This window comes from Comamonas sp. CMM03 (assembly GCF_019218715.1).
Taxonomy (GTDB): domain Bacteria; phylum Pseudomonadota; class Gammaproteobacteria; order Burkholderiales; family Burkholderiaceae_C; genus Comamonas; species Comamonas terrigena.
The window spans coordinates 616010-641199 of record NZ_JAHUXB010000002.1; the positions used below are offsets into that span (position 1 = coordinate 616010).

At 64.4% G+C, this 25190-nt stretch carries 24 protein-coding genes; 6 read left to right on the plus strand and 18 right to left on the minus strand.

Annotation, left to right across the window (positions count from 1 at the left end; translation table 11 throughout):
• Nucleotides 1-8: 8 nt before the first annotated feature.
• The 14 genes from hisG to KW830_RS09780 form a co-directional block, all read right to left on the minus strand.
• Nucleotides 9-671: an ATP phosphoribosyltransferase gene (hisG, locus tag KW830_RS09715; RefSeq protein WP_066540386.1), complete on the minus strand. Its 663-nt coding sequence runs from the start codon at nt 669-671 to the stop codon at nt 9-11.
• Nucleotides 668-1939, minus strand: coding sequence for a UDP-N-acetylglucosamine 1-carboxyvinyltransferase (gene murA / locus KW830_RS09720; protein ID WP_218332996.1), 1272 nt, complete (start codon nt 1937-1939; stop codon nt 668-670). Before murA ends, hisG begins: the two co-directional genes overlap by 4 nt.
• Before the next feature lie 87 nt (nt 1940-2026).
• Nucleotides 2027-2272, minus strand: coding sequence for a BolA family protein (locus tag KW830_RS09725; RefSeq protein ID WP_066540383.1), 246 nt, complete (start codon nt 2270-2272; stop codon nt 2027-2029).
• A gap of 66 nt (nt 2273-2338) precedes the next feature.
• Entirely contained in the window at nt 2339-3094 is a 756-nt protein-coding gene (locus tag KW830_RS09730) for an ABC transporter permease (RefSeq protein WP_066540849.1), read from the minus strand.
• Entirely contained in the window at nt 3094-3999 is a 906-nt protein-coding gene (locus KW830_RS09735) for an ABC transporter ATP-binding protein (protein WP_066540381.1), read from the minus strand. Before KW830_RS09735 ends, KW830_RS09730 begins: the two co-directional genes overlap by 1 nt.
• 152 nt (nt 4000-4151) lie before the next feature.
• Nucleotides 4152-4460 carry a lipid asymmetry maintenance protein MlaB gene (locus tag KW830_RS09740; protein ID WP_218332998.1) on the minus strand — a complete coding sequence of 103 codons (309 nt, stop codon included), beginning with the start codon at nt 4458-4460 and terminating at the stop codon, nt 4152-4154.
• Complete coding sequence (locus KW830_RS09745; protein ID WP_218333000.1) at nt 4457-5095, minus strand: ABC transporter substrate-binding protein; 639 nt, start codon at nt 5093-5095, stop codon at nt 4457-4459. Before KW830_RS09745 ends, KW830_RS09740 begins: the two co-directional genes overlap by 4 nt.
• Before the next feature lie 162 nt (nt 5096-5257).
• Complete coding sequence (locus tag KW830_RS09750; RefSeq protein ID WP_218333167.1) at nt 5258-5998, minus strand: VacJ family lipoprotein; 741 nt, start codon at nt 5996-5998, stop codon at nt 5258-5260.
• 6 nt (nt 5999-6004) lie between these two features.
• Nucleotides 6005-6496: an outer membrane lipid asymmetry maintenance protein MlaD gene (gene mlaD, locus KW830_RS09755; protein WP_218333002.1), complete on the minus strand. Its 492-nt coding sequence runs from the start codon at nt 6494-6496 to the stop codon at nt 6005-6007.
• Between the two features lie 36 nt (nt 6497-6532).
• Nucleotides 6533-7315, minus strand: coding sequence for a lipid asymmetry maintenance ABC transporter permease subunit MlaE (gene mlaE / locus KW830_RS09760; RefSeq protein ID WP_066540371.1), 783 nt, complete (start codon nt 7313-7315; stop codon nt 6533-6535).
• Entirely contained in the window at nt 7312-8136 is an 825-nt protein-coding gene (locus KW830_RS09765; protein ID WP_066540368.1) for an ABC transporter ATP-binding protein, read from the minus strand. The genes mlaE and KW830_RS09765 overlap by 4 nt, the downstream gene beginning before the upstream one ends.
• 212 nt (nt 8137-8348) lie before the next feature.
• Nucleotides 8349-9101, minus strand: a complete 753-nt coding sequence (locus KW830_RS09770) for an amino acid ABC transporter ATP-binding protein (protein ID WP_066540845.1) — start codon at nt 9099-9101, stop codon at nt 8349-8351.
• A 16-nt stretch (nt 9102-9117) separates the two neighbouring features.
• On the minus strand, nt 9118-9771 hold the full coding sequence (locus tag KW830_RS09775; RefSeq protein WP_066540365.1) for an amino acid ABC transporter permease: 654 nt from the start codon (nt 9769-9771) through the stop codon (nt 9118-9120).
• A 158-nt stretch (nt 9772-9929) separates the two neighbouring features.
• Nucleotides 9930-10739, minus strand: a complete 810-nt coding sequence (locus tag KW830_RS09780; protein ID WP_218333003.1) for an amino acid ABC transporter substrate-binding protein — start codon at nt 10737-10739, stop codon at nt 9930-9932.
• A 155-nt stretch (nt 10740-10894) separates the two neighbouring features.
• On the opposite strand from KW830_RS09780, the gene KW830_RS09785 reads away from it, so the two are divergent.
• Entirely contained in the window at nt 10895-11380 is a 486-nt protein-coding gene (locus KW830_RS09785; RefSeq protein WP_218333004.1) for a DUF3293 domain-containing protein, read from the plus strand.
• Between the two features lie 152 nt (nt 11381-11532).
• Here the strand turns inward: KW830_RS09785 and KW830_RS09790 are convergent, their stop codons facing one another.
• From KW830_RS09790 to KW830_RS09805, 4 genes are all read right to left on the minus strand, one after another.
• Nucleotides 11533-13008 carry a glutamate synthase subunit beta gene (locus KW830_RS09790; protein WP_218333005.1) on the minus strand — a complete coding sequence of 492 codons (1476 nt, stop codon included), beginning with the start codon at nt 13006-13008 and terminating at the stop codon, nt 11533-11535.
• A gap of 73 nt (nt 13009-13081) precedes the next feature.
• Entirely contained in the window at nt 13082-17815 is a 4734-nt protein-coding gene (locus KW830_RS09795) for a glutamate synthase-related protein (protein WP_218333006.1), read from the minus strand.
• A 227-nt stretch (nt 17816-18042) separates the two neighbouring features.
• Nucleotides 18043-18822 carry a transposase gene (locus tag KW830_RS09800; RefSeq protein ID WP_255578254.1) on the minus strand — a complete coding sequence of 260 codons (780 nt, stop codon included), beginning with the start codon at nt 18820-18822 and terminating at the stop codon, nt 18043-18045.
• Between the two features lie 516 nt (nt 18823-19338).
• On the minus strand, nt 19339-20124 hold the full coding sequence (locus KW830_RS09805; protein ID WP_066540352.1) for an IclR family transcriptional regulator C-terminal domain-containing protein: 786 nt from the start codon (nt 20122-20124) through the stop codon (nt 19339-19341).
• A gap of 151 nt (nt 20125-20275) precedes the next feature.
• Between KW830_RS09805 and KW830_RS09810 the strand changes: the two genes are divergently transcribed.
• The 5 genes from KW830_RS09810 (at nt 20276) to KW830_RS09830 (ending at nt 24909) form a co-directional block, all read left to right on the plus strand.
• Nucleotides 20276-20977, plus strand: a complete 702-nt coding sequence (locus KW830_RS09810) for a 3-oxoacid CoA-transferase subunit A (protein ID WP_066540350.1) — start codon at nt 20276-20278, stop codon at nt 20975-20977.
• A 23-nt stretch (nt 20978-21000) separates the two neighbouring features.
• Entirely contained in the window at nt 21001-21666 is a 666-nt protein-coding gene (locus KW830_RS09815) for a 3-oxoacid CoA-transferase subunit B (protein ID WP_218333007.1), read from the plus strand.
• A gap of 104 nt (nt 21667-21770) precedes the next feature.
• Entirely contained in the window at nt 21771-22982 is a 1212-nt protein-coding gene (gene pcaF / locus KW830_RS09820; RefSeq protein WP_218333008.1) for a 3-oxoadipyl-CoA thiolase, read from the plus strand.
• A 52-nt stretch (nt 22983-23034) separates the two neighbouring features.
• The gene (locus tag KW830_RS09825; protein ID WP_066540343.1) at nt 23035-23775 is read left to right on the plus strand and encodes an SDR family NAD(P)-dependent oxidoreductase; all 741 of its coding nucleotides are present in this window, start codon (nt 23035-23037) and stop codon (nt 23773-23775) included.
• Between the two features lie 138 nt (nt 23776-23913).
• Nucleotides 23914-24909 (plus strand): tripartite tricarboxylate transporter substrate binding protein, encoded by a 996-nt coding sequence (locus KW830_RS09830; RefSeq protein WP_218333009.1) that lies wholly within the window; start codon nt 23914-23916, stop codon nt 24907-24909.
• Nucleotides 24910-25190: the final 281 nt, after the last annotated feature.

The window sequence follows — 25190 nt, forward strand, 5'->3', positions numbered from 1 at the left end:
GGAGAAAATCAGTTGTTCTTGGCCGCAACGGCCTGGGCGAACGCATCGATGATGTGGCGCAGCGGGGCCTGCTTGAGCTTGAGCGACGCCTGGTTGACCACCAGGCGCGAGCTGATGTCCATGATGGGCTCGACCTCGACCAGGTCATTGGCCTTGAGGGTGTTGCCGGTGGACACCAGGTCGACGATGGCATCGGCCATGCCGGTCAGCGGCGCCAGTTCCATGGAACCGTAGAGCTTGACCATGTCCACGTGCACCCCCTTCTTGGCGAAGAAATGGCGTGCGATCTCGGGATACTTGGTCGCAATGCGCAGGCGCGCACCTTGCTTGACGGCATGCGCATAGTCGAAACCATTGCGCACGGCCACGCTCACGCGGCAGCGGGCAATCTGCAGGTCCAGCGGCTGGTACAGGCCCTGGCCGCCATGCTCGATCAGCGAATCCAGTCCGGACACGCCCAGATCGGCGCCCCCGTACTGCACATACACCGGCACGTCCGACGCACGCACCAGCACCACGCGCACATGGGGCTGGTTGGTGTCGAAGATCAGCTTGCGCGACTTTTCCACGTCTTCCGTCACCGCGATGCCGGCAGCCGCCAGCAGGGGCACGGTTTCTTCAAAGATACGGCCCTTGGACAGGGCAATCGTCACAGGGGTTGCGATCGTCATTCCGACACTCTTTCGATATCTGCACCCAGGCCCCGCAGCTTCTCTTCCATGCGGTCGTAGCCACGGTCCAGGTGGTAAATACGGTCCACCAGGGTCTCGCCCTCGGCCACCAGGCCGGCAATCACCAGGCTGGCCGATGCACGCAGGTCGGTGGCCATCACGGCGGCGCCGGTCAGGCGCTTGCCGCCTTCGATGGACGCCACACGGCCATCGGTGGAGATCTGCGCACCCAGGCGGCGCATCTCGTTGACGTGCATGAAACGGTTTTCAAAGATCGTCTCGGTCACCACGCTGCCTCCCTCGCCCACCAGGTTCAGCGCCATGAACTGCGCCTGCATATCGGTGGGAAAGCCGGGGTATTCGGTGGTGCGGAAGCTCTGGGCCTTGAGCTTGCCGTTGGAGCTGACCTTCAGGCCGCCCGCCACGGACTCCACGGTCACGCCCGCCTCCTTGAGCTTGTCGATCACGGCGCCCAGGTGGTCGGCGCGTGCATGGTGCAGCAAGGCCTCGCCGCCGGTGGCAGCCACCGCGCACAGGAAGGTTCCTGCCTCGATGCGGTCCGCCACCACGTCATGGGTGCAGCCGTGCAGCCGCTCCACCCCCTGGATCACGATGCGGCTGGTGCCGTGGCCGGTGATCTTGGCGCCCATCTTGATCAGCATCTCGGCCAGATCGGGGATTTCAGGCTCCATGGCAGCGTTTTCCAGCACGGTCTCGCCGTCGGCCAGCGCTGCAGCCATCAGGAAGTTCTCGGTCCCCGTCACGGTCACCATGTCGGTGGTGATGCGCGCGCCCTTGAGGCGCGTCCAGCCTGCAGGCAGGCTGGCGTGCATGTAGCCGTTTTCCACGGTGATGACCGCCCCCATGGCCTGCAGGCCCTTGATGTGCTGGTCCACCGGACGCGAACCGATCGCGCAGCCGCCGGGCAGCGACACCTTGGCGCGGCCAAAGCGGGCCAGCAGCGGCCCCAGCGCCAGCACCGAAGCGCGCATGGTCTTGACCAGCTCGTACGGTGCTTCGGGCGTCAGGCTGTCGGGTGCGACAAAGCTCATGCCGCCACGCTCGCCGTGGGTCTCGGTCTGCACGCCCATATTGGCCAGCAGCTTGCGCATCGTGGCCACATCGTGCAGGCGCGGCACATTGTGCAGGTGCACGGGCTCGGCGGTCAGCAGCGCCGCGCACATCTCGGGCAAGGCTGCGTTCTTGGCACCGGAAATCAGGACTTCGCCCTTGAGCGAACGGCCACCACGGATCTTGAGTTTGTCCATCGCAAAACTGCCTTATGGGTCCAATCAGGCTGTGGCGCGCTCTGAATGCGCCCCCACAGCGAGTGAGTAATGAATGAATGCGGCGGCTTACTGGGCCGCCTGCTGCGCCCATTCGGCGGGCGTGTAGGTCTTCATGGACAGCGCATGCACCTCGTCGGTGGCCATGCGGTTGCCCAGCGTGGCATAGACCAGGCGCTGGCGGCCGACAAGGCGCTGGCCTTCGAATGCGGCCGAGACGATGGTGGCATACCAATGGCGGCCATCGCCTTCGAGCGCAATGTGTTCGCAAGGCAGGCCGGCAGAGATGATGGCTTGGAGTTGGTCAGCGGTCATGGGCCAAAGCACCCGCAGCGCGGGCGACAGAGAAAGTGGAAATCTTGCACATGGTGGTGGTACCGCTCAGTGGCGCATCTTGTAGCCGGTGCGCAGCAGGCGCACGGCCAGGGCGCTGACCAGCAGCCAGGCGCCGCCCACGATGGCCAGGCTGGTCCAGGGGGACACGTCGCTCAGGCCGAAGAAGCCATAGCGAAAGCCATCGATCATGTAGAAGAAGGGGTTGAGGTGGCTCACCTGCTGCCAGAACGGCGGCAGCGAGTGGATGGAATAGAACACGCCCGACAGAAACGTCATGGGCATGATCAGGAAGTTCTGGAAGGCCGCCATCTGGTCGAACTTGTCGGCCCACAGCCCCGCAATCAGGCCCAGTGTGCCCAGAAGCGCCGCGCCCAGGAAGGCAAAGGCCAGAATCCACAGCGGCGCCACCGCAACGGGCGGCGTGAAGAACAGCGTGACGATGTACACCCCCAGCCCCACGGCCAGACCACGCACCACCGACGCACCGACAAAAGCCACAAACCAGGCCCAGTGCGACAGCGGGGTGAGCAGGATGAACACCACGCTGCCCATGATCTTGCTTTGCACCAGACTGGACGAGCTGTTGGCGAACGCATTCTGCAGCACGCTCATCATCACCAGGCCGGGCACCAGGAAGGCGGTGTAGCTCAGACTGCCGTAGACCTTGACATGCCCGTCCAGCACATGGCCGAAGATCAGCAGGTACAGCACGGCCGTGAGCACGGGCGCGGCCACGGTCTGGAAGCTCACCTTCCAGAACCGCAGGATTTCCTTGTAGAACAGCGACTGCCAGCCTTGCATCATGCCGCTCCTTTCATCACCTGCAGAAACACATCCTCCAGGTCGGCACGGCGGATTTCCATGTCTTCCATGGCCACGCCCGCTTCGCGCAAGGTGGCCAGATAGCGTTCTATGTCGTTGGGGCCCTGGGCCGGCAGCTGCACCACCCGGCCGGTGACGCGGGCGATGGGCAGCAGCACCTCGGGCAGGGCCTGGTCGCTCTTGAACTGCAGCACATTGGCCGACGCCGTCTTGAGCAGGTTGGAGGTATCGTCCAGCGCCACGATCTGTCCGTGCTTGAGCATGGCGATGCGGTTGCACAGCGCTTCAGCCTCTTCCAGGTAGTGGGTGGTCAGCAGCACCGTGTGGCCCTGCTTATTAAGCTTGGCAATGAAATGCCACAGGGCCTGGCGCAGTTCCACATCCACCCCGGCCGTGGGTTCATCCAGCACGATGATGGGCGGCTTGTGCACCAGGGCCTGGGCCACCAGCACGCGGCGCTTCATGCCGCCCGACAGCTGGCGCATATTGGCCGTGGCCTTGTCCGCCAGGCCCAGGCTGTCCAGCAATTCATCAATCCAGTCGTCGTTGTGCTTCACGCCAAAGTAGCCGGACTGCAGGCGCAGCGTCTCGCGCACATTGAAGAAGGGGTCGAACACCAGCTCCTGGGGCACCACGCCCAGCTGACGACGTGCTGCAGCAAAGTCGCTTTGCACGTCATGGCCCTGGACGGTGACACGGCCGGAAGTGGCCTTGGCCAATCCCGCCAGAATGCTGATCAGCGTGGTCTTGCCTGCGCCGTTGGGACCGAGCAGGCCGAAGAATTCGCCCTCACCGATGTCCAGGCTGACCTGTTGCAGGGCCTGGAACTCGCCCTTGGGCGTGCGGTAGGTCTTGGAGATGGATTGGAATGAGACAGCTGGCATGGCAGCCGGTCATTTTAAAGGCAGTCCACCGCTGTGTGCCCGGGGGGCTGGGCGATAAACCTTATCGGGGCTGCTGCAACCCCGCACCAATGCCTGCACCAGCGCCCGCACAGCGGGCCGCACCACCGGCATGGCGCTGCCGCCGCGGGGTGTCAGACCAGGGGGTCTGCGCCCGCGCTGGCGCCCACCGGCACGCCCAGCACGCCGTCCACGCCGTAGACATGGGCCATGGACTGCAGGCCGGCGGGAAGATGCTGCACTTCCAAGGTGCGCTGGCTGGCCAGGGCCAGACGGCGGCATTCCAGCAACAACGCCAGTGCGGCGGAATCAAAACGCCGCACGGCAGCGGCATCCAGCACCACGGCACCGGTGCCGCCACCGGCGATCTGGCGGCGCAGCTGCGGCAGCAGGGCTGCGGCCTGGTCGCTATCCAGATCGGCGGGCAGTGCAATCACGCTCATTGGGCGTTGGCGGCCTTGGCCGGCATGGCGCCGCGGCTGGCCAGAGTCTGGATCAGGCCGTCAATGCCGGTCTTGTTCAGCTCTTCGGCGAACTGGGTGCGGTAGGTTTCCACCAGCCAGACGCCCAGCACGTTGAAGTTGTAGACCTTCCAGACGCCGTCCTTCTTTTCCAGACGGAAGTCCAGCGGCACGGGCTCGCCCTTGCCACGCACTTCGGTGCGCACCAGCACATCGGTGTCACCGGCCGCCATGCGCAGCGGCTTGACCACCACGGTCTGGTCGCTCACCTGGGCCAGCGCGCCGGAGTAGGTGCGCATCAGCAGCTGCTTGAATTCGGTTTGCAGGCGTTCCTGCTGGGCCGGCGTGGCCTGGCGCCACTTGGGACCCACGGCCGCCGACGTCATGCGGCGGAAGTTCACATGCGGCAGCACCACCTGGTCCACCAGGGCATTGATCTTGGCCATGTCTCCGCCCTTGAGGGCCGGATCCGCCTTGATGGTGGTCAGCACGTCGGTCGACAGGCGCTTGATCAGCGCATCCGGCGCTTCCTCGGCTGCCAGGGCTGCCAGCGGCAGGCAGGCAGCAGCGGCCAGGGCCACCAGGGAGTGCACAGAGGTACGTCGATTCATCTTCATGGGTAATCCTTTTCAGCAACGGGCCGCAGCCCGTGGGGGGGTGTGCGCCTGGGCAACACACCTGGGCACAGCGTGCCGCATTCTGGTCAACAGCATGCAAGGCGTGCGTAAAGTCTTGCAACACCATGCATCCGCGCCAGCGCAGGCCATGCCGGGAAAGCGTTATTCCTCGGGCGGCAGCTTGCCGGCGTCCATGTCTTCGACGCGGCCGTCCCCCTTGGGCTGGCGCGACTGCAGATACACATCGCGCAGCAGCACATAGCGGTCCAGCGCCACCGAATCCACAATGTCACCGGCCTTCAGCAGGCGTGCACGGTCATCCACGACCTTCAGGCCCACCAGCGCGTTGCGGTGCGAAATCGGACGCAGCTCGCTCAGGACATTCCCGTTCCAGTCCGCAGGAAGGGCCACCGTGTCCCGCACGGTGGATGGTCCCAGCAAAGGCAGCACCAGGTAGGGGCCGGGCTTGATCCCCCAGGCACCCAGGGTGCGGCCAAAGTCCTGCTTCTGGCGGTCCACGCCCATTTCGGTCGCAATGTCCAGCAGACCGCCAATGCCCAGCACCGTGTTGGTGGTGAAGCGCACCATGTGGTTGTAGGCCTGCAGACCATTGCCTTGCAGCAAATGGTTCACCATGGACCACAGATCGCCCACGTTGCCGAAGAAGTTGCCCACACCGGTGCGCACCGGTTGGGGCGTCACGGTCTGGTAGGCCGTGGCCACGGGCTTGAGCACCGCGTCATCGACCCCGTCGTTGAACGACTGCACCTTGCGGTTGAAGGACTCGTACGGATCCTGCGGGTTGCTGCCGGTCGCCGCGCAACCGCCCAGCACCAATGCACTGGCCGACACGGCGGCAATCGCGCTCCAGCGCACGATGGGGGATGTCTTGTTCTTCTGCATCATGGGTCAGTTTCCGTTGGTTGCGGGCGCAGGCGTGGTGGCCCCCTCTTCGGCCTTGTTGTAGAGGAATTGGCCGATCAGATTCTCCAACACCACGGCCGACTGGGTCGAGCTGATGCGATCACCGGCCTTGAGGTTTTCCTCGTCTGCGCCGGCTTCGATGCCGATGTACTGGTCTCCCAGCAGGCCGCTGGTCAGGATCTTCAGCGAACTGTCCTTGGGAAATTTGTAACGTTCTTCCATCACCAGGTTCACGCTGGCCTGGAAGGTCTGGTCGTCGAAGCTGATGGATTCCACGCGCCCGACCACCACGCCGGCACTCTTGACCGCCGCCTTGGGCTTGAGCCCGCCGATATTGTCGAAGCGGGCGGTCACCGGGTAGCCCTTCTGAAAGTTCAGGCTCAGCAGATTCGCTGCCTGCAACGCCAGAAACACCAGCGCGGCAGCCCCGATCAGCACGAACATGCCGACCCAGATGTCATTTTTGGATTGCTGCATTTTTGATCTATTCCTTGTTTGCCTGGGCGCCGTGCCTCAGATGCTGAACATCGATGCGGTCATCAGAAAGTCCAGTCCCAGCACCGCCAGCGAAGCCATCACCACCGTGCGGGTGGTGGCGCGCGACACGCCTTCCGGCGTGGGCTTGGCCACATAGCCTTGCAGCAGTGCCACAAAGGTCACTGCCACCCCAAATACCGTGCTCTTGATGACGCCGTTGCCCAGATCGTTCCACCAATCCACGCCGGACTGCATCTGGCCCCAGAAGGCCCCCGCATCCACGCCGATCAGCAGCACGCCCACGATCCAGCCACCCAGCACGCCGACGGCACTGAACACCGCCGCCAGCAGGGGCATGGCCACCACCCCCGCCCAGAAACGGGGCGCGAGAATGCGTTTGATCGGGTCCACCGCCATCATTTCCATCGCCGAAAGCTGCTCGCCGGCCTTCATCAGGCCGATTTCTGCCGTCAGCGCCGTGCCGGCGCGGCCCGCGAACAGCAAGGCCGTCACCACCGGGCCCAGCTCGCGCAGCAGACTGAGCGTCACCATCATCCCCAGGGCCTCGGCCGAACCGTAGCGCTGCAGGATGTAATAGCCCTGCAGACCCAGCACAAAGCCCACGAACAGGCCCGACACGCCAATGATGGCCAGCGAATAATTGCCCAGAAAATGGATCTGGTCACCCGTCAGGCGAAAGCGCCGCAGCGCTTCCGGCAACAGGGCCAGCAGCCGTCCGAACAGGCGGGCACCATAGCCCATGTCGGCCAGCTTGGAACGCACGGCCAGACCGATGCGTGCGGGATGCAGCCAGTTCATCGTGCACCTCCGTCACCGTGTGCGGCGCCAAAATCGGCCTCCAGCGAGGGGGCGGCATAGTGGAAAGGCACCGGTCCCGTGGGCCGGGCGTGGACAAACTGCTGCACCAATGGATCGGGGCAGTCCATCACTTCCTGTGGCGTGCCCTGTGCGGCCACGCCGCCAGCACCCAGAATCACCACATGGTCCGCCACGCGGAAGGTCTCTTCCACATCGTGGGAGACCAGGATCGTGGTCAGGCCCATGGCGTCGTTCAGGATCCGGATCAGGCGCGCCGACGTGCCCAGCGAAATCGGGTCCAGCCCAGCAAACGGCTCGTCGTACATGATCAGCTCGGGATCCAGGGCCATGGCACGGGCCAGGGCCACACGGCGGGCCATGCCGCCGGAAATCTGGCTGGGCATCAGATCGCGTGCGCCACGCAGGCCCACGGCCTGCAGCTTCATCAGCACGATATCGCGCACCATGGACGGCGGCAGCTGGCTGTGCTCGCGCAGCGGAAAAGCCACGTTGTCGAACACATTCATGTCGGTGAACAAAGCCCCGAACTGGAACAGCATGCCCATGCGCCGGCGTGCGGCGTACAGCTGGGTCTGGTCCATGGTGCCCACATCCTGGCCATCGAACAGCACCTGGCCCTGCTGGGCGCGGTTCTGTCCGCCAATCAGGCGCAGCACCGTGGTCTTGCCACCGCCGGAAGCCCCCATCAGCGCCGTCACCTTGCCACGCGGCACGGACAGCGAGAGGTCGCGCAGGATCACCCGTTCGCCATAGCCGAACGTGACATTGCGCAGCTCTACCAATGAAGGGGAATCAGACATGGGGATTGAAGTTTTCCACGGCCCAAAGGGGCTTATTGTGCAAACAAGCGCCCGGCTTGGCTGCAATTTGGCGAATAAACATACACCAGTGTATGTTTATTCGCAGCGACAGTGGCAGCACGGGGCGGCCCTGTCACGCTGCGGCGCAGCATAGCCAACGGCACCCGCCTTGTGGCTGCGCTGTGACAGTCACGGGGCAGAGTGTTGCTGCATCACAACATATTTTGCAGAAAGGCGCGGGTACGGGCCTGCTGCGGGTTGGCGAAAAACGCGGCCGCCGGCCCCTGCTCCACGATGTGTCCGCCGTCCATGAAGATCACGCGGTTGGCCACTTCGCGGGCAAAGCCCATTTCGTGCGTGACCACCAACATGGTCATGCGCTCTTCGGCCAGCTCGCGCATGGTGCGCAGCACTTCGCCGGTCAGCTCCGGGTCCAGGGCCGACGTGGGTTCATCGAACAGCAGAATGTCCGGGTCCATGGCCAGCGCACGGGCAATGGCCACGCGCTGTTTCTGCCCGCCCGACAGACGGTTGGGATAGGCATCGCGCTTTTCCAGCAGGCCCACCTTCTGCAGCAGCGCCTCGGCCTTGGGCACGATGGCATCGCGCTTCATGCCTTTGACAATGATCGGCGCTTCGATGATGTTCTCCAGCACCGTCAGGTGCGGGAACAGATTGAAGGACTGGAACACCATGCCCATCTTGCGGCCGATCTGGCGGATCTCGGCCTCGCTCACATACTGGGCCCTGGCCTCGCCTTCCGAGCGCGCCAGCACCTCGCCTTCGATGGTGATGGTGCCGCGGTCGATGGTCTCCAGGTGGTTCAGGCAGCGCAGGAACGTGCTCTTGCCTGAGCCGGATGGGCCGATGATGGCCACCACCTCGCCGCGCGCCAGTTCCAGCGACACGCCCTTGAGCACCGGCGTGCCGCCAAAGCCTTTGTGGATGCCCTGGGCAGAAATCATCACTTCGGACATGGCTTCAGGCTTCGTACTTTGCATGGCGGTTTTCGAGGTATTGGAAGATCCAGGTCAGTACCAGCGTCATCACCAGATAGAAACAGGCCGCCACAATGAAGGGCGTGAACGTGAAGTCACGCTGCACCACGCCGCGCGCCACGCGCAGCAAGTCGTTCAGCGCCAGCACGTATATCAGCGAGGTGTCTTTCACCAGGGTGATGGTCTCGTTGCTGACCGGCGGCAGAATGCGCGACCACATCTGCGGCAGCACGATGCGGCGCATGGTCTGGCCATAGCTCATGCCCAGCACCTTGGCGCCTTCATACTGGCCCCGGTCCACCGACTGGATACCGGCACGGAAGATTTCAGCGAAGTAGGCCGCGTAGTTCAGCGCGAACGCCACCACGGCGGCCGGAAAGTCCGGCAGGCGCACGCCGACCACCGGCACAAACGGCAGGGCAAAGTAGATGAACAGCAGCTGCAGCATCAGCGGCGTGCCGCGCATCAGCCAGATATAGCCGCCCACCAGGCTGCTGAGCGCCTTGAAACGGGAAATACGCATCAACGCCAATGCCAATCCCAGCGGGATGGACAGGATCAGCGTGATGACAAAGAGCTTGAGCGTAACCAGGGCCCCGGCAGACATGGGGCCCAAAAGCGAAATTACATAATCCATCGATGGCCTTCAAGGTGGCGCTTGGGTGAAGGGCAGCTGCCACAGGCACAGGCGCCGGACATGGCGGGTGCAACCCGCATGCCAGGACGCGATTGTCGTCGCAAAGCAAAAAAAACCGGCAATGCCAGGCATTGCCGGTACAGCTCGGTCGGTCAGACTCAGTGCTTGATGACGTCAGCGCCGAACCACTTCTTGGCGATTTCAGCGGCCTTGCCGTCCTTCTTCATCTCGGCGATCACGTCGTTGATCTTGTTGCGGGTGGCTTCGTCGTCCTTGCGGAAGCCCACACCGTAGTCTTCGGTACCGAAGTCGTCGGCCAGCACGGTGTAGTTGTCGGGCTTCTTGTTGACCAGGTAACGGCCCACCACCTCATCCACCACCACCACGTCCAGGCGGCCGGCTTCCAGGTCCATCAGGGCAGCGATGTTGTCGCCGAACAGCTTGGTTTCCTTGAACTTGTCCGACAGTTCCTTGTCCTTGGCCATGGCGGTCACGGCGCTGGAGCCTTCCTGGGCGCCCACGGTCTTGCCAGCCATGTCAGGCTTGCCCTTGATGTCCGAACCGGCCTTCACGATGATGATCTGCTTGTTCACCATGTAGGGATCGGAGAACAGGATCTTTTCCTTGCGCTCTTCCAGAATGGTCAGACCGTTCCACAGGGCGTCCACGCGCTTGCCCAGCAGCTCGGCTTCCTTGGCGTTCCAGTCGATGGGCTTGAATTCCACTTCGATGTTGGCGCGCTTGGCGACTTCCTTGGCCATGTCGATGTCGAAACCGACCAGCTCGTTCTTTTCGTCACGGAAGCCCATGGGCGGGAAGTTGTCGTCCAGACCGACGACCAGCTTGGTCACGGCAGCCGGTGCGGGCGCGGCTTCAGGGGCCGCTGCCGTGGAGGCAGGTTCATTCTTGCCGCAGGCGGCCAGCAAAGCAGTCAGGGCCACCGTGGCCAGGAGGGTGCGTTTCTTCATGGTGTCGAAAGAAAAGGTGATGAAAGACCTGCAAACGGCGCGACCGGAACTGGCTGCAAGAAGCGTGGTGTACGCCCCCCGGCTGTTCCGCTGCCGGACGAATCCGCTATTGTCGCCCAGAGCGCCATGGCGCGCATCCCATTTCCTGCAAGCCCATGCCACTTCGTCCTGCATCCACCACCCAGCCCGCGCCCCTGTGTGCCGACGGCCACCCCACCCTGCTGCCCGCAGCCCTGGTGCAGGCCTACCGCCAGGCCTGGTACGACGTGGCGCTGCCCGCCCACGCCACCGCCTCGCGGCTGCAAGTGGACGTGCACTCGCCGGCCCTGCAGCACGCCATGCAACAGTGCGGAGCCCGGCAGGCCAGCCTGCTGACGGCCTGCAACCCGCTGGGCGTCGCACTGTCGCCCGCGGACAACGAACGCCGCATGCAGGCGCTGCGTGTGGCACTGCAGCAGGACGGCTGGAGCTGGGCCCCGGCCCAGGGCCGGGACCCGCAAGGCGAGTGGCCAGGCGAAGACAGCCTGCTGGTCTGGCATATGGGCCCCACCCAATCCCGCGCCTGGGGCCGGCACTGGGAGCAGAACGCCGTGCTGACGGTGGGCAGCGACGCCGTCCCCCGGTTGCTGCTGCTGCGCTGACGGCACAGGGCGCGGCCTGATCCTCCGCTCCCGCACCCCGGGGGCAGGCCCGGGATGCAAAAAGCCTTTGCGACAGACATCGCAAAGGCTCGGAGGTGTACGGCGTCGGCCCGCACAGCGGCCCTGGGGCCGCCACACAGACCAGACCGGGCTCAGCGGGGCAACTGGCTGGCGCCCACCAGGAACTCGTCCACGGCGCGGGCAGCCTGACGGCCTTCACGGATGGCCCAGACGACCAACGACTGGCCGCGGCGGATGTCGCCTGCGGCGAACAGCTTGGGCACGCTGGTGGCGTAGCCGCCGATCAGATCGGTCGTGGCCTTGACGTTGCCGCGCTGGTCCTTGTCCACACCAAAGGCGTCCAGCACGGTCTGCACCGGCGAGACAAAGCCCATGGCCAGGAACACCAGATCGGCCTTGATGATCTGCTCGGAACCGGCAACTTCGGTCATCTTGCCGTCTTTCCACTCCAGGCGCACGGTCTTCACGGCCGTCAGCTGGCCCTTTTCACCGATGAACTCCTTGGTGCCGATGGCGAACTCGCGCTCGCAGCCTTCCTGGTGGCTGGAGCTGGTGCGCAGCTTCAGCGGCCAGTAGGGCCACACCAGGGGCTTGTTTTCCTGCTCGGGCGGCATGGGCATCAATTCCAGCTGGGTCACGCTGGCGGCGCCATGGCGGTTGGAGGTGCCCACGCAATCGGAGCCGGTGTCACCACCGCCGATCACCACAACGTGCTTGCCGTCGGCGCGGATCTGGCCCTTGTACTTGCCTTCGGCCGTGGCCTTGTTCTGCTGGGGCAGGAACTCCATGGCGAAATGCACGCCCTTCAGATCACGGCCGGGCACGGGCAGGTCACGCGACTGCTCGGCACCGCCGGTCAGCAGCACGGCGTCGAATTCGGCCATCAGCGTTTCGGGGGCGATGGTTTCCTTGGCCCAGTTGGTGACCTTGCTGTCCTTGCCCAGACCGTCCTTGCCCGCCACCAGCACGCCGGTGCGGATCTTCAGGCCTTCGGCCACCAGCTGCTCGACACGGCGGTCGATGTTGGACTTGTTCAGCTTGAAGTCGGGGATGCCGTAGCGCAGCAGACCACCGACCTGGTCGTTCTTCTCGAACAGGGTCACATCGTGGCCCGCACGCACCAGTTGCTGGGCGGCAGCCAGGCCCGCAGGGCCGGCGCCGACCACGGCCACCTTCTTGCCGGTCAGCAGCTTGGGCTTCTGGGCCGTGACCCAGCCTTCGTCCCAGGCGCGGTCGATGATGGCGTGTTCGATGGACTTGATGCCGATGGCATCGCCATTGATGTTGGCCACGCAGGCGGCTTCACAGGGCGCGGGGCAGATGCGGCCGGTGAATTCGGGGAAGTTGTTGGTGCTGTGCAGCACCTTGATCGCGTTCTCCCAGTCGCCGCGGTACACCAGATCGTTGAAATCCGGAATGATGTTGTTGACCGGGCAGCCGTTGTTGCAGAACGGGGTGCCGCAGTCCATGCAGCGTGCGCCCTGGATCTTGGCCTGCTCGGGCGTCAGTGCAATGACGAATTCCTTGTAGTTCTTCAAACGTTCCGCAACCGGGGCGTAGCCCTCTTCGATGCGGTCGTATTCCATAAAGCCGGTGGTCTTACCCATGGTGTGTATTCCTTGAAATCTGTGTTCGCTGGCGGTGCGACGGCCCGCCCGGGCCGCCGCGTTCGGGCCGTGTTTACTTGGCCGCTACCGCTTCTTTTTTGGGAGTGGCTTGCGCAGATGCAGCTTGCTTTTCCTTCTGTTTGCGTTCATAGATTTCGCCGAGTGCACGCTTGTACTCGGTCGGGAAGACCTTGACGAACTTGGCACGCGCTGCGGCCCAGTTGTCCAGCAGGTCACGGGCACGCTGCGAACCGGTCCAGCGGCTGTGGGCTTCGACCATGGCGCGCAGCTGTTGCTCGTCGCTCTGGCCGTTGTGCCACACACCGGGGTCGATGCTGCTGACGAATTCTTCGTGCGGCAGCACCTTGTCCAGCTTGACGGACGCGGTGTTGCAACGCTCGGCGAACTTGCCGTCTTCGTCGTACACATAGGCCACGCCGCCGCTCATGCCGGCGGCAAAGTTGCGGCCGGTCTTGCCCAGCACCACCACGGTACCGCCGGTCATGTATTCGCAGCCGTGGTCACCCACGCCTTCGACCACCGCCGTGGCACCCGACAGGCGCACGGCAAAGCGTTCGCCGGCCACGCCGCTGAAGAAGGCTTCACCGCGGGTAGCGCCGAACATCACGGTGTTGCCCACGATGGTGTTGCTCACCGAGTTGCCACGGAATTCATGGCTGGGGCGCACCACCACGCGGCCGCCGGACAGGCCCTTGCCGGTGTAGTCGTTGGCTTCGCCGGTCAGGTTCAGCGTCACGCCCTTGCACAGGAAGGCACCGAAAGACTGGCCACCCGTACCTTCGAAGTGGATGCGGATGGTGTCGTCTGGCAGGCCTTCGGCGTGCGCACGGGTCACCGCGCCGGAGAGCATGGCCCCCACGGAACGGTTCACGTTGCGCGCCACTTCCATGATGCGCACCTTCTCGCCGTTTTCGATCGCGGGCTTGCAGCGCTCGATCAGCTTCACGTCCAGCGCCTTGTCCAGCAGGTGGTCCTGCTTGTCGACATGGAAGCGAGGCACATCGGCGGGCACGTTCGGCTGGTAGAACAGGCGGCTGAAGTCCAGACCCTGGGCCTTCCAGTGTTCCACGCCCTTGCGGGTGTCCAGCAGGTCGGAACGGCCCACCAGTTCGTCGAACTTGCGCAGACCCAGCTGGGCCATGATCTGGCGCACTTCTTCGGCGATGAAGAAGAAGTAGTTCACCACATGCTCGGGCTTGCCGGTGAACTTGGCGCGCAGGACAGGGTCCTGCGTGGCCACGCCCACGGGGCAGGTGTTCAGGTGGCACTTGCGCATCATGATGCAGCCTTCCACCACCAGCGGTGCGGTAGCGAAGCCGAACTCGTCGGCACCCAGCAGGGCGCCGATGACCACGTCGCGGCCGGTCTTCATCTGGCCGTCGGCCTGCACGCGGATACGGCCGCGCAGGCGGTTCAGCACCAGAGTCTGCTGGGTTTCGGCCAGACCGATTTCCCAGGGACCGCCGGCATGCTTGATGGACGACAGCGGCGAAGCGCCCGTGCCGCCGTCGTGACCGGCGATCACCACGTGGTCGCTCTTGCACTTGGCAACGCCGGCGGCAATCGTGCCCACACCGACTTCAGACACCAGCTTCACCGAGATGTCGGCGTGCGGAGCCACGTTCTTCAGATCATGGATCAGCTGGGCCAGATCTTCGATGGAGTAGATGTCGTGGTGGGGCGGCGGCGAAATCAGGCCCACGCCGGGCACCGAGTAACGCTGCATGCCGATGTATTCGGACACCTTGCCGCCCGGCAGCTGACCGCCTTCACCGGGCTTGGCGCCCTGGGCCATCTTGATCTGGATCTGGTCGGAGGACACCAGGTACTCGGCCGTCACACCAAAGCGGCCGGAAGCGACCTGCTTGATCTTGGAGCGCAGGCTGTCGCCTTCGCGCAGCTCGATATCGGACTCGACCTGGGCCTTGCCGATGATGGAAGCCAGGGTTTCGCCCTGCTTGATGGGGATGCCCTTGAGCTCGTTGCGGTAGCGCTTGGGATCTTCGCCGCCTTCACCGGTGTTGCTCTTGCCGCCAATGCGGTTCATGGCCACGGCCAGGGTGGCGTGGGCTTCGGTGGAGATCGAGCCCAGCGACATGGCGCCGGTGGCAAAACGCTTGACGATCTCGGCAGCGGATTCCACTTCGTCCACCGGAATGGCCGTGGCGGGATCGCACTTGAACTCGAACAGACCGCGCAGCGTCATGTGCTGCTTGCTCTGGTCGTTGATCAGCTGGGCGTATTCCTTGTAGGTGCTGAAGTTGTTGGCACGGGTGGAATGCTGCAGCTTGGCGATCGCATCGGGCGTCCACATGTGGGCTTCGCCACGGGCGCGCCAGGCGTACTCGCCGCCGGCGTCCAGCATGGTTTCCAGCACCGGGTCGTCGCTGAAGGCGGCCACGTGGTTGCGGATGGTTTCCTCGGCGATCTCGAACACGCCGATGCCTTCCACACGGCTGGCGGTACCGGTGAAGTACTTGTCCACGGTGGCGGTGTTCAGGCCCACGGCCTCGAACAGCTGCGCGCCGCAGTAGGACATGTAAGTGGACACGCCCATCTTGGACATGATCTTGGACAGGCCCTTGCCGATCGCCTTGACATAGTGGTAGATGGCCTTGTCGGCATCCAGACCGTCCACGGGTTCCTGGTACAGGTCGGCCAGGGTCTCCAGCGCCAGATAGGGGTGCACGGCTTCCGCACCGTAGCCGGCCAGCACGGCGAAATGGTGGATTTCACGGGCCGAGCCGGTTTCCACCACCAGACCGGCGGTGGTGCGCAGGCCTTCACGCACCAGGTGCTGGTGGATGGCCGACAGTGCCAGCAGCGCAGGGATGGCCACCTGCGTGGCGCTCACGTTGCGGTCGCTGATGATCAGGATGTTGGCGCCGCCCTTGATCTCGTCCACGGCGTGGGCGCACAGCGAAGCCAGCTTGGCTTCCACCCCTTCACGGCCCCACGACAGCGGGTAGGTGATGTCGATGGTGGCGCTCTTGAACTTGCCGTGGGTGTACTTCTCGATCTCGCGCAGCTTGGCCATGCCCTCGAAGTCGAGGATGGGCTGCTGCAGCTCGAGGCGCATCGGCGGGTTGACCTGGTTGATGTCCAGCAGATTGGGCTTGGGGCCCACAAAGGACACCAGCGACATCACGATGGCTTCGCGGATGGGGTCGATCGGCGGGTTGGTCACCTGCGCGAACATCTGGCGGAAGTAGTTGTACAGCGGCTTGTTCTTGTCCGACAGCACGGCCAGCGGGCTGTCGTTGCCCATGGAGCCCACGCCCTCTTCGCCGTTCTTGGCCATGGGGGTCAGCAGGAACTTGACGTCTTCCTGGGTGAAGCCGAAGGCCTGCTGGCGGTCCAGCAGCGTCAGCGCGGGCTTGGCGGGCGCGACAAAGTCGGCCGGCACCTGCACCTGGTCGAGCTTGATGCGCAGGTTCTCGATCCACTGCTTGTAGGGCTTGGTGTTGACGACGTTGGCCTTGAGCTCGTCGTCCTCGATCATGCGACCTTGTTCCAGGTCGATCAGCAGCATCTTGCCGGGCTGCAGACGCCACTTGCGCACGATCTTGCTGTCGGGCACGGGCAGCACGCCGGCTTCGGAGGCCAGGATGACCAGATCGTCTTCGGTCACCACATAGCGCGAAGGACGCAGGCCGTTGCGGTCCAGCGTGGCGCCGATCTGGCGGCCATCGGTGAACACGATGGAAGCGGGACCGTCCCAGGGCTCCATCATCGCAGCGTGGTATTCATAGAAGGCGCGGCGGCGCTCGTCCATGGCTTCGTGCTGTTCCCAGGGCTCGGGAATCATCATCATCACGGCCTGGCTGATGGGGTAGCCAGCCATGGTCAGCAGTTCCAGGCAGTTGTCGAAGGTGGCGGTGTCGGACTGGCCGGCAAAGCTGATGGGGTAGAGCTTTTGCAGGTCGTCGGCCAGCACGGGCGAGGCCATCACGCCTTCACGGGCCACCATCCAGTTGTAGTTGCCGCGCACGGTGTTGATTTCACCGTTGTGGGCCACGTAGCGGTAGGGGTGGGCCAGCGGCCATTCGGGGAAGGTGTTGGTGGAGAAGCGCTGGTGCACCAGGCCGATGGCCGAGACGCAGCGCTCATCGGCCAGGTCCTTGTAGTACACGCCCACCTGGTCGGCCAGCAGCAGGCCCTTGTAGACCACGGTGCGGCTGCTCATGCTGGGAACGTAGTATTCCTTGCTGTGCTTGAGGCCCAGGTTCTGGATGGCGGCCGATGCGGTCTTGCGGATCACGTACAGCTTGCGTTCCAGCGCGTCCTGGACGATCACGTCGGAGCCACGGCCGATGAAGACCTGGCGCAGGATGGGTTCCTTTTCGCGCACGGTGGGCGACATGGGCATGTCGCGGTTCACCGGTACATCGCGCCAGCCCAGCAGCACCTGGCCTTCGGCCTTGATGGCGCGTTCCATCTCCTGTTCGCAGGCCAGACGGGAAGCGTGCTCCTTGGGCAGGAAGATCATGCCCACGCCGTATTCGCCGGCGGGTGGCAGTTCCACGCCCTGCTTGGCCATCTCTTCGCGGTAGAGCTGGTCGGGAATCTGGATCAGGATACCGGCACCGTCACCCATCAGCGGGTCGGCACCCACGGCGCCACGGTGGTCGATGTTCTCGAGGATCTTCAGCGCACCCAGGACGATGTCATGGCGCTTCTGCCCCTTGATATGGGCCACGAAGCCCAGACCGCAGGCGTCGTGTTCATTGCTCTTGGCGTACAGCCCGTGCTCTTGCAAGTGGGCAATTTCGGCAGCCGTAGTCATGGGGTTTTCCTCTATTTGTCTATCGCAGGGAACGCGAGAGTACGACACCGCATAAACCTATGCAAGAAAATTTAATTGGGGTCAGATACTAATTAAAAATAAAAATCCGCATTTTCATTTTAATTAGGGACATATCAAATGCACCAAAAGAAAGCCACGCGGCACGCGAGCGCCTGCTCACACACCAAAACGCACCAACAAAGTGCAAATTCAATAACCAGGAAGGATCAATTGCCCTGATATGGTGCGAACGCCGCATCTGCAGCCGTTGCAGATGGTGACGAACTCGCCTCGCCACCCTGTGGCAGACTGGCCTCAACCGGCCGCTGCGCCGGCCGCCCCGGACGCCGCCGGGTCAGGCGCCGCTGGGTCTGGTGCTGCAGTTGCGCCACAAAATCCGGCGATCCCAGGGCCCAGCCCTTGCTGGCCGCCGCCAGCACCTCTTCCGCCACGGCTGCCGACACCCCATGCTCCACCGTGCGCTGGTAGGCGGCTTCCCGGGCGAACGGGGTATTGGCCAGGGCCCAGTACTGGGCATGGGAGCGCACCAGGCTGTCCTGCTGCACGCCTGCGTTGTGCGCATAGCTGGACCATAGGTAGTCCTGCGGGCGCCCTACCAAGCCTTCCGCCACCGGCTGGGTTTCCAGCACCACCATGCAGGGCAGCAGATAGGCCGAGGCCTCCAGCACGGTGGAGCGGTAGCGCCCTTCCCACAAGGTGCCGCTGCGGCCGTGGCGGTTGTTGAAGTAGCGCACATAGCTGCGCCCCACCGACTGCATGAACAGCGGCAGCCCCTCTTCCGTCTCGGGCGTGGCCAGCACATGGAACTGCGCCGGCAGCAGCACATAGGCATGCAGATCGACCTGGAAGCGCCGCGCCATCTCGCGCATCAGATCCTTCATGGTCTCGTAGTCCTGCACGTCCTCAAAAATGGGCTGCAGATTGTTCCCACGCTGGATCACGTAATGGGCCATTCCTGGCAGTGTCAGTCGGGGCAAGCGGGCCATGGAGCGTCACAGGTTGAAGAGGAGGCACACCACATCGCTGTGCGCCGACCAGAATAGGTTTTGGCTATCAACAGCAGTGCACAAGGTTGAAATACATTATGCGCAGCGTACCAGCGACCATTTGTCGGAGGAGTTCCTGTCTCCATACGACGTCCACACACGGTGTGGCTGGCACAAGCCCATCGCCTGGATGGCCGCCCGGCCTCCACAGCACGCGGCACAGCCTGGCTGCACTCTATCAAAACAGGAGCATGCTGTACCTCGGCGCTGCGGGCAACGCGCCACATGGAGAACCCCCACACCGGATCGGTGTGCAGGTACCGCCGGTTCCAGGGCATGCCCGTGGCAAGCGTGCACGCCGCGCGATGGCGGCTCCAGCGCACCATCCACAGGGCGCCGCGGAATCGGAGATCCGTCAGCCACGCAGACAGACGGGTCGGACAGGTCTGATGGCCCAGAAGGGCCAGGAGGGCCTTGCGCCGCAGACCCGCACAGAATGCCTGGTGCCCCTGCTGTTCAGCGCCCCGCCGCCCGCAGCAGTTGCGAGATGGTGTCGCAGGTGCGCAGCAGCTGCGGCAGCAACTGGTTTTGCATCATCTCGGCACTGGTGCGGTTGGCCTGGCCGCTGATGTTCAGCGCGGCCACCGTCTGGCCCAGGCTGTTGCGCACCGGTGCGGCAATCGAAATCAGCCCTTCCTCCAGCTCCTGGTTCAGCAGGCACCAGCCCTGGCTGCGCGTCTGGCGGATGGCAGCCCACAGCGCCTCGTCACTGGTCTGCGTCAGCTGGGTGAACTGGCTGCGCGGGCAGCGGTCCATCAGCGCCTGCACCTGCGCATCGGGCTGGGCCGCCAGCAGCACGCGACCCAGCGACGTCCAGAACGCCGGCAGGCGCGAGCCCACGCCCAGGTTGGTGCTCATGATCTTGTGGGTGTGCACGCGCAACACATAGACCACATCCAGCCCGTCGAGTACGGCGGCCGAACAGGACTCGCCCACCGCATCCACCAGGCCTTCCATGGCCGGGCCGGCCAGGCTCCACAGCGGCATGGAGCTGAGGTAGGCAAAGCCCAGATCCAGGATGCGCGGTGTCAGCCGGAAGTGTTTGCCGTCGCTGTGCACATAGCCCAGGGTCTGCAAGGTCAGCAGGATGCGGCGGGCACCAGCGCGCGTCATGCCGGTGCGCGCAGCCACCTCGCTGAGTGTCTGAACCGGTGCTTGTGCACTGAAGGAGCGGATCACCTCCAGCCCCCGCGCAAACGACTGAACGTAGCTGTCGCTTGGTTTTTGTGCTTCGTTTTCCATAGCTACAAGGGTTTTCCCTGATGTGGTTTCTACAGGCGCGAAAAGGCAAAGCCTCTTCCTATAATTCTTTTAGCGAACTTTTGTTCTATATGCGAACATTTTAACGCCTTCGCCCACACCGCGAAGGGGTCATGTCAGCAGGAGACAACACATGATCAACAAAATCACCGACACCATTGCCGAAGCCGTTTCGGTCGTCAAAGACGGGGACGTGGTCCTCATCGGCGGCTTTGGCACCGCTGGCAACCCCAATGAGCTGATCGACGGTCTGATTGCCCATGGCGCCCGCAATCTCACCGTGGTCAACAACAACGCCGGCAACGGTTACACCGGCCTGGCCGCACTGCTGCAAAGCGGTCTGGTGCAGAAGATCATCTGCAGCTTCCCCCGCACGGCGGACAGCTGGGTGTTCAACGACCTGTACCGTGCCGGCAAGATCGAGCTGGAACTGGTGCCCCAGGGCACGCTGGCCGAGCGCATGCGCGCCGCCGGCGCCGGCATCGGCGCCTTTTTCTGCCCCACCGCCTACGGCACCGAACTGGCCAACGGCAAGGAAACCCGCGAAATCAACGGCAAGCACTATGTGCTGGAGTACCCCATCTACGGTGATGTGGCACTGGTCAAGGCCGAGCAGGGTGATCGCTGGGGCAATCTGACCTACCGCATGGCCGCCCGCAACTTCGGCCCGGTGTGCGCCGTGGCTGCCAAGCACACCATCGCCACCGTGCACGAGATCGTGGAGCTGGGCCAGCTGGACCCCGAAGCCGTGGTCACCCCCGGCATCTATGTGAACTCCATCGTCCAGATCCCGTTCGTGGCCACCCAGGCCGGTGGTTTCAAACAAGCCGCCTAAGCCGCGAATCAAGGAGATACCTCATGAGCAGCTACCAAAAGCGCAGCAAGAACGAACTCGCCGCCCGCGTCGCCCAAGACATCTTCGACGGTGCCTATGTGAACCTGGGCATCGGCCAGCCCACGCTGGTCGGCAACTACATCCCCGCCGACCGCGAGGTGGTGCTGCAGTCGGAAAACGGCATCCTCGGCATGGGCCCGGCCCCCGCCGAAGGCCAGGAAGACTATGACCTGATCAACGCAGGCAAGCAGCCCGTCACGCTGCTGGCAGGCGGCAGCTTCTTCCACCACGCCGACAGCTTCGCCATGATGCGCGGCGGCCACCTGGACATCTGCGTGCTGGGGGCCTTCCAGGTCTCGGCCACAGGTGACCTGGCCAACTGGAGCACGGGCGAGCCCGGTGCCATTCCCGCCGTGGGCGGCGCCATGGACCTGGCCGTCGGCGCCAAGGCGACCTGGGTGATGATGGACCTGCTGACCAAGACCGGCGAATGCAAGGTCGTGTCCGCCTGCAACTACCCGCTGACCGGCCTGGGCTGCGTCAAGCGCATCTACACCGACCTGTGCACGCTGGAATGCACGCCTTCGGGTCTGCGCCTGGTGGACACCGTGGACGGTCTCAGCCACGCCGAACTGGAGCGCATCGTCGGCCTGCCCATCGCCGCACCGGCTGCAGCCGTCGCAGCCTGAACGCCCCTCCCCTGCGCCCTTCCCGCGACAGGAGAGGCGCACAGGACACCCCATTTCTTGAACATCGACCGGCCCACCGGCCACCGCACATCGGAGACAACACCATGAGCAACACCCCCCAAGCCTTCATCTGCGACGCCATCCGCACCCCCTTCGGCCGCTACGGCGGTGCACTGTCCAGCGTGCGCACCGACGACCTGGGCGCCCTGCCCATCAAGGCGCTGATGGAGCGCAACCCCGGTGTGGACTGGAAGGCCGTGGACGATGTGCTGTACGGCAATGCCAACCAGGCCGGTGAAGACAACCGCAACGTGGCCCGCATGTCCAGCCTGCTGGCCGGTCTGCCCATCGATGTGCCCGGCTCCACCATCAACCGCCTGTGCGGCTCCGGCCTGGACGCCGTGGGCTCTGCCGCCCGCGCCATCAAGTCCGGCGAAGCCCGTTTGATGATTGCCGGCGGTGTGGAATCCATGAGCCGTGCCCCGTTCGTCATGCCCAAGGCCGAAAGCGCCTTCAGCCGCAGCAACGCCGTGTACGACACTACCATCGGCTGGCGCTTCATCAACAAGCTGATGAAGCAGCAGTACGGCGTGGACTCCATGCCCGAAACCGCCGAGAACGTGGCCGACGACTTCAAGATCGAACGCGAAGCCCAGGACTGCATGGCGCTGGCTTCCCAGCAAAAGGCCGCCGCGGCCATCGCTGCCGGCTACCTGGCCAAGGAAATCGTCAACGTGGTCATCCCCCAGAAGAAGGGCGATGCCATCGTGGTGAGCCAGGACGAACACCCCCGCGCCACCACGCTGGAAGCGCTGGCCAAGCTGAAGGGCGTGGTCCGTCCCGACGGCACGGTGTCCGCCGGCAATGCCAGCGGCGTGAACGACGGCGCCTGCGCCCTGCTGCTGGCCAACGAAGAAGCCGCCCAGCAATACAACCTGGTGCCCCGCGCCCGCGTGGTGGGCATGGCCACCGCCGGTGTCGCCCCCCGCATCATGGGTTTCGGCCCCGCCCCTGCAGTGCGCAAGGTGCTGGCCCAGACCGGCCTGACACTGGCCGACATGGATGTGATCGAGCTGAACGAAGCCTTTGCAGCCCAAGGCCTGGCCGTGCTGCGCGACCTGGGTATTGCCGATGACGACCAGCGCGTCAACCAGTGGGGCGGCGCCATCGCTCTGGGCCACCCCCTGGGTGCATCCGGTGCCCGCCTGGCCACCACCGCCGTGAACCAGCTGCACACGCTGGGCGGCCGTTACGCACTGTGCACCATGTGCATCGGCGTGGGCCAGGGCATTGCCGTGATTCTGGAAAAGGTCTGAACCTTTTCCCTCGGACCGGAACCTGCCCCCATCACCGCTCAGGAGACCTTGCATGAGCCAAGCCCCCCAATCCGCCGCCTGCACCGTAGTGACCGGCGCCAGCAACGGCATTGGCCGTTCGATCGCCGAAGCCCTGCTGGCCCAGGGCCGCACCGTGGTCAACCTGGACTATGTGCTGCCCAGCTGGAGCCATGAACGCCTGGTGTCCTACCAGGCCGACCTGACCAGCGCAGAGTCCACCCAGGCCGCGGCCGAGAAGATTGCGGCTGCGCACAACGTGACCGCACTGGTGAACAACGCCGGAGCCACCCGCCCCGGCACCATCGACACAGCCACCTCGGCCCAGCTCGATGATGTGGTGGGTCTGCACCTGCGTGCGCCCATGCTGCTGGTGCAGGCTTTTTTGCCCACGCTGCGCGCCTGCGGTGAAGGCCGCATCGTCAACATGTCGTCGCGTGCCGCACTGGGCAAGGGCGAGCGCATTGTGTATTCGGCCACCAAGGCCGGCCTGATCGGCATGACACGCACCCTGGCCATGGAGCTGGGCCGCGACCGCATCACGGTCAACGCCATCGGCCCCGGCCCCATTGCCACCGAGCTGTTCAAGAACAGCAACCCGGATGGCGCGCCGCAGACGCAGCGCATCCTGAACAGCATCGCCGTGGGCCGCATGGGCACGCCCGAAGACGTGGCCCGCGCGGCGCTGTTCTTCCTGTCGCCCGACAACGGCTTTGTCACCGGTCAGGTGCTGTACGTGTGTGGCGGAACGACGCTGGGCGTGGCCCCGGTCTGAGCGCCCGCAAGCCGTTTCACTTTCCCGATTCCCCCGGATGGCCGTGCCATGCATGCACGGCCACCACCCCCGGCGTGCGTGCCTGGCCCTGGCCAGCAGGGTGCGCAGGGGTCTTTTCCTCGTGTACTGGAGACTTTGATGTTTGAATCCACCCGCTCTTTCTCGCGCCGCCATGGTCTGAAGCTGCTGGCCGCCGCGGCCACCCTGGCCGTGGCTGGCGGTGCGGCTGCCCAGGGCGCCTTCCCCAGCAAGCCCATCAACATCATCGTCCCCTTCTCGGCCGGTGGTACCACCGACATCCTGGCCCGCATCGTCGGCCAGTACCTGGGTGAAGAACTGGGCCAGCCCGTGATCATCGACAACCGCCCCGGCGCCGGCGGCAACATCGGCGGCATGGCGGCCTCCCGTTCGCCCGCCGACGGCTACACCCTGTTCATGGGCACGGTGGGCACGCACGCCATCAACCAGTCGCTCTACAGCAAGATGCCCTTCGACCCGATCAAGGACTTTGCACCGCTGAGCCGCGTGGCCACCGTGCCCAACCTGCTGGTGGCCAACCCTGCCCAGCCGTTCAAGAACGTGAAGGAACTGATCGCCTACGCCAAGGCCAATCCGGGCAAGGTGAACTTCGGCTCCTCGGGCAGCGGCTCCTCCGTGCACCTGTCGGGCGAACTGTTCAAGTCCATGACCAAGGTGGACATGGTGCACGTGCCCTACAAGGGCAGCGCCCCCGCCATGACCGACCTGCTGGGCAACCAGATCTCGGTGATGTTCGACAACATGCCCTCCGCCATCCAGCACGTGCGTTCGGGCAAGCTGCGCCCCATCGCCGTGACCACGGCCAAGCGCTCGCGTGAACTGCCGGATGTGCCGACCATCGCCGAAGCCGGCGTGCCGGGCTACGAGGCCACCTCCTGGTTCGGCCTGTGGGCCCCAGTCAAGACCCCGGCCGATGTGCAGCAAAAGCTCCACGCTGCGCTGGTCAAGGTGCTGAAGAACCCCGCCGTGGTCAAGAAGATCGAAGACCAGGGCGGTGACGTGGTGATCGACACCCAGGCCCAGTTCGATGCCTATATCAAGTCCGAAGCCGCCAAGTGGGGCAAGGTCGTCAAGGAGTCTGGCGCTCAGGTCTGATCGCCGACGCGGCAGCGCCCGGGTTGCGCTGCCGTCGACGTGCCGCGACGTCGACATATCTCCTCCTTTGCGCGTCTGTCACAGCCTGTAGCGGGCTGTGCAGGCGCGTTTTTTATGGGCGCTCCCAACCTCTGTATACAAAACAGGACTGCAAGACAAGTACGGACAGGTCAGCCACGCAAAGAAAAGAGCAGGCGTGCTTTTTGCATCACAAAGTGACGAATTGTCATCAATCGTCACCTAACATCCTCCCTTTCCTGCTGTCCCAGCGTCTTTGCGTC

Coding starts and splice junctions, on each gene's coding strand:
- KW830_RS09830 (WP_218333009.1), top strand. CDS start 23,914: ATGTTTGAATCCACCCGCTCTTTCTCGCGCCGCCATGGTCTGAAGCTG.
- KW830_RS09725 (WP_066540383.1), bottom strand. CDS start 2,272: ATGACCGCTGACCAACTCCAAGCCATCATCTCTGCCGGCCTGCCTTGC.
- hisG (WP_066540386.1), bottom strand. CDS start 671: ATGACGATCGCAACCCCTGTGACGATTGCCCTGTCCAAGGGCCGTATC.
- KW830_RS09730 (WP_066540849.1), bottom strand. CDS start 3,094: ATGCAAGGCTGGCAGTCGCTGTTCTACAAGGAAATCCTGCGGTTCTGG.
- mlaD (WP_218333002.1), bottom strand. CDS start 6,496: ATGCAGCAATCCAAAAATGACATCTGGGTCGGCATGTTCGTGCTGATC.
- KW830_RS09790 (WP_218333005.1), bottom strand. CDS start 13,008: ATGGGTAAGACCACCGGCTTTATGGAATACGACCGCATCGAAGAGGGC.
- pcaF (WP_218333008.1), top strand. CDS start 21,771: ATGAGCAACACCCCCCAAGCCTTCATCTGCGACGCCATCCGCACCCCC.
- mlaE (WP_066540371.1), bottom strand. CDS start 7,315: ATGAACTGGCTGCATCCCGCACGCATCGGTCTGGCCGTGCGTTCCAAG.
- KW830_RS09745 (WP_218333000.1), bottom strand. CDS start 5,095: ATGAAGATGAATCGACGTACCTCTGTGCACTCCCTGGTGGCCCTGGCC.
- KW830_RS09765 (WP_066540368.1), bottom strand. CDS start 8,136: ATGTCTGATTCCCCTTCATTGGTAGAGCTGCGCAATGTCACGTTCGGC.
- KW830_RS09770 (WP_066540845.1), bottom strand. CDS start 9,101: ATGATTTCTGCCCAGGGCATCCACAAAGGCTTTGGCGGCACGCCGGTG.
- KW830_RS09750 (WP_218333167.1), bottom strand. CDS start 5,998: ATGCAGAAGAACAAGACATCCCCCATCGTGCGCTGGAGCGCGATTGCC.
- murA (WP_218332996.1), bottom strand. CDS start 1,939: ATGGACAAACTCAAGATCCGTGGTGGCCGTTCGCTCAAGGGCGAAGTC.
- KW830_RS09825 (WP_066540343.1), top strand. CDS start 23,035: ATGAGCCAAGCCCCCCAATCCGCCGCCTGCACCGTAGTGACCGGCGCC.
- KW830_RS09775 (WP_066540365.1), bottom strand. CDS start 9,771: ATGGATTATGTAATTTCGCTTTTGGGCCCCATGTCTGCCGGGGCCCTG.
- KW830_RS09740 (WP_218332998.1), bottom strand. CDS start 4,460: ATGAGCGTGATTGCACTGCCCGCCGATCTGGATAGCGACCAGGCCGCA.
- KW830_RS09800 (WP_255578254.1), bottom strand. CDS start 18,822: ATGGCCCGCTTGCCCCGACTGACACTGCCAGGAATGGCCCATTACGTG.
- KW830_RS09785 (WP_218333004.1), top strand. CDS start 10,895: ATGCCACTTCGTCCTGCATCCACCACCCAGCCCGCGCCCCTGTGTGCC.
- KW830_RS09735 (WP_066540381.1), bottom strand. CDS start 3,999: ATGCCAGCTGTCTCATTCCAATCCATCTCCAAGACCTACCGCACGCCC.
- KW830_RS09805 (WP_066540352.1), bottom strand. CDS start 20,124: ATGGAAAACGAAGCACAAAAACCAAGCGACAGCTACGTTCAGTCGTTT.
- KW830_RS09810 (WP_066540350.1), top strand. CDS start 20,276: ATGATCAACAAAATCACCGACACCATTGCCGAAGCCGTTTCGGTCGTC.
- KW830_RS09795 (WP_218333006.1), bottom strand. CDS start 17,815: ATGACTACGGCTGCCGAAATTGCCCACTTGCAAGAGCACGGGCTGTAC.
- KW830_RS09815 (WP_218333007.1), top strand. CDS start 21,001: ATGAGCAGCTACCAAAAGCGCAGCAAGAACGAACTCGCCGCCCGCGTC.
- KW830_RS09780 (WP_218333003.1), bottom strand. CDS start 10,739: ATGAAGAAACGCACCCTCCTGGCCACGGTGGCCCTGACTGCTTTGCTG.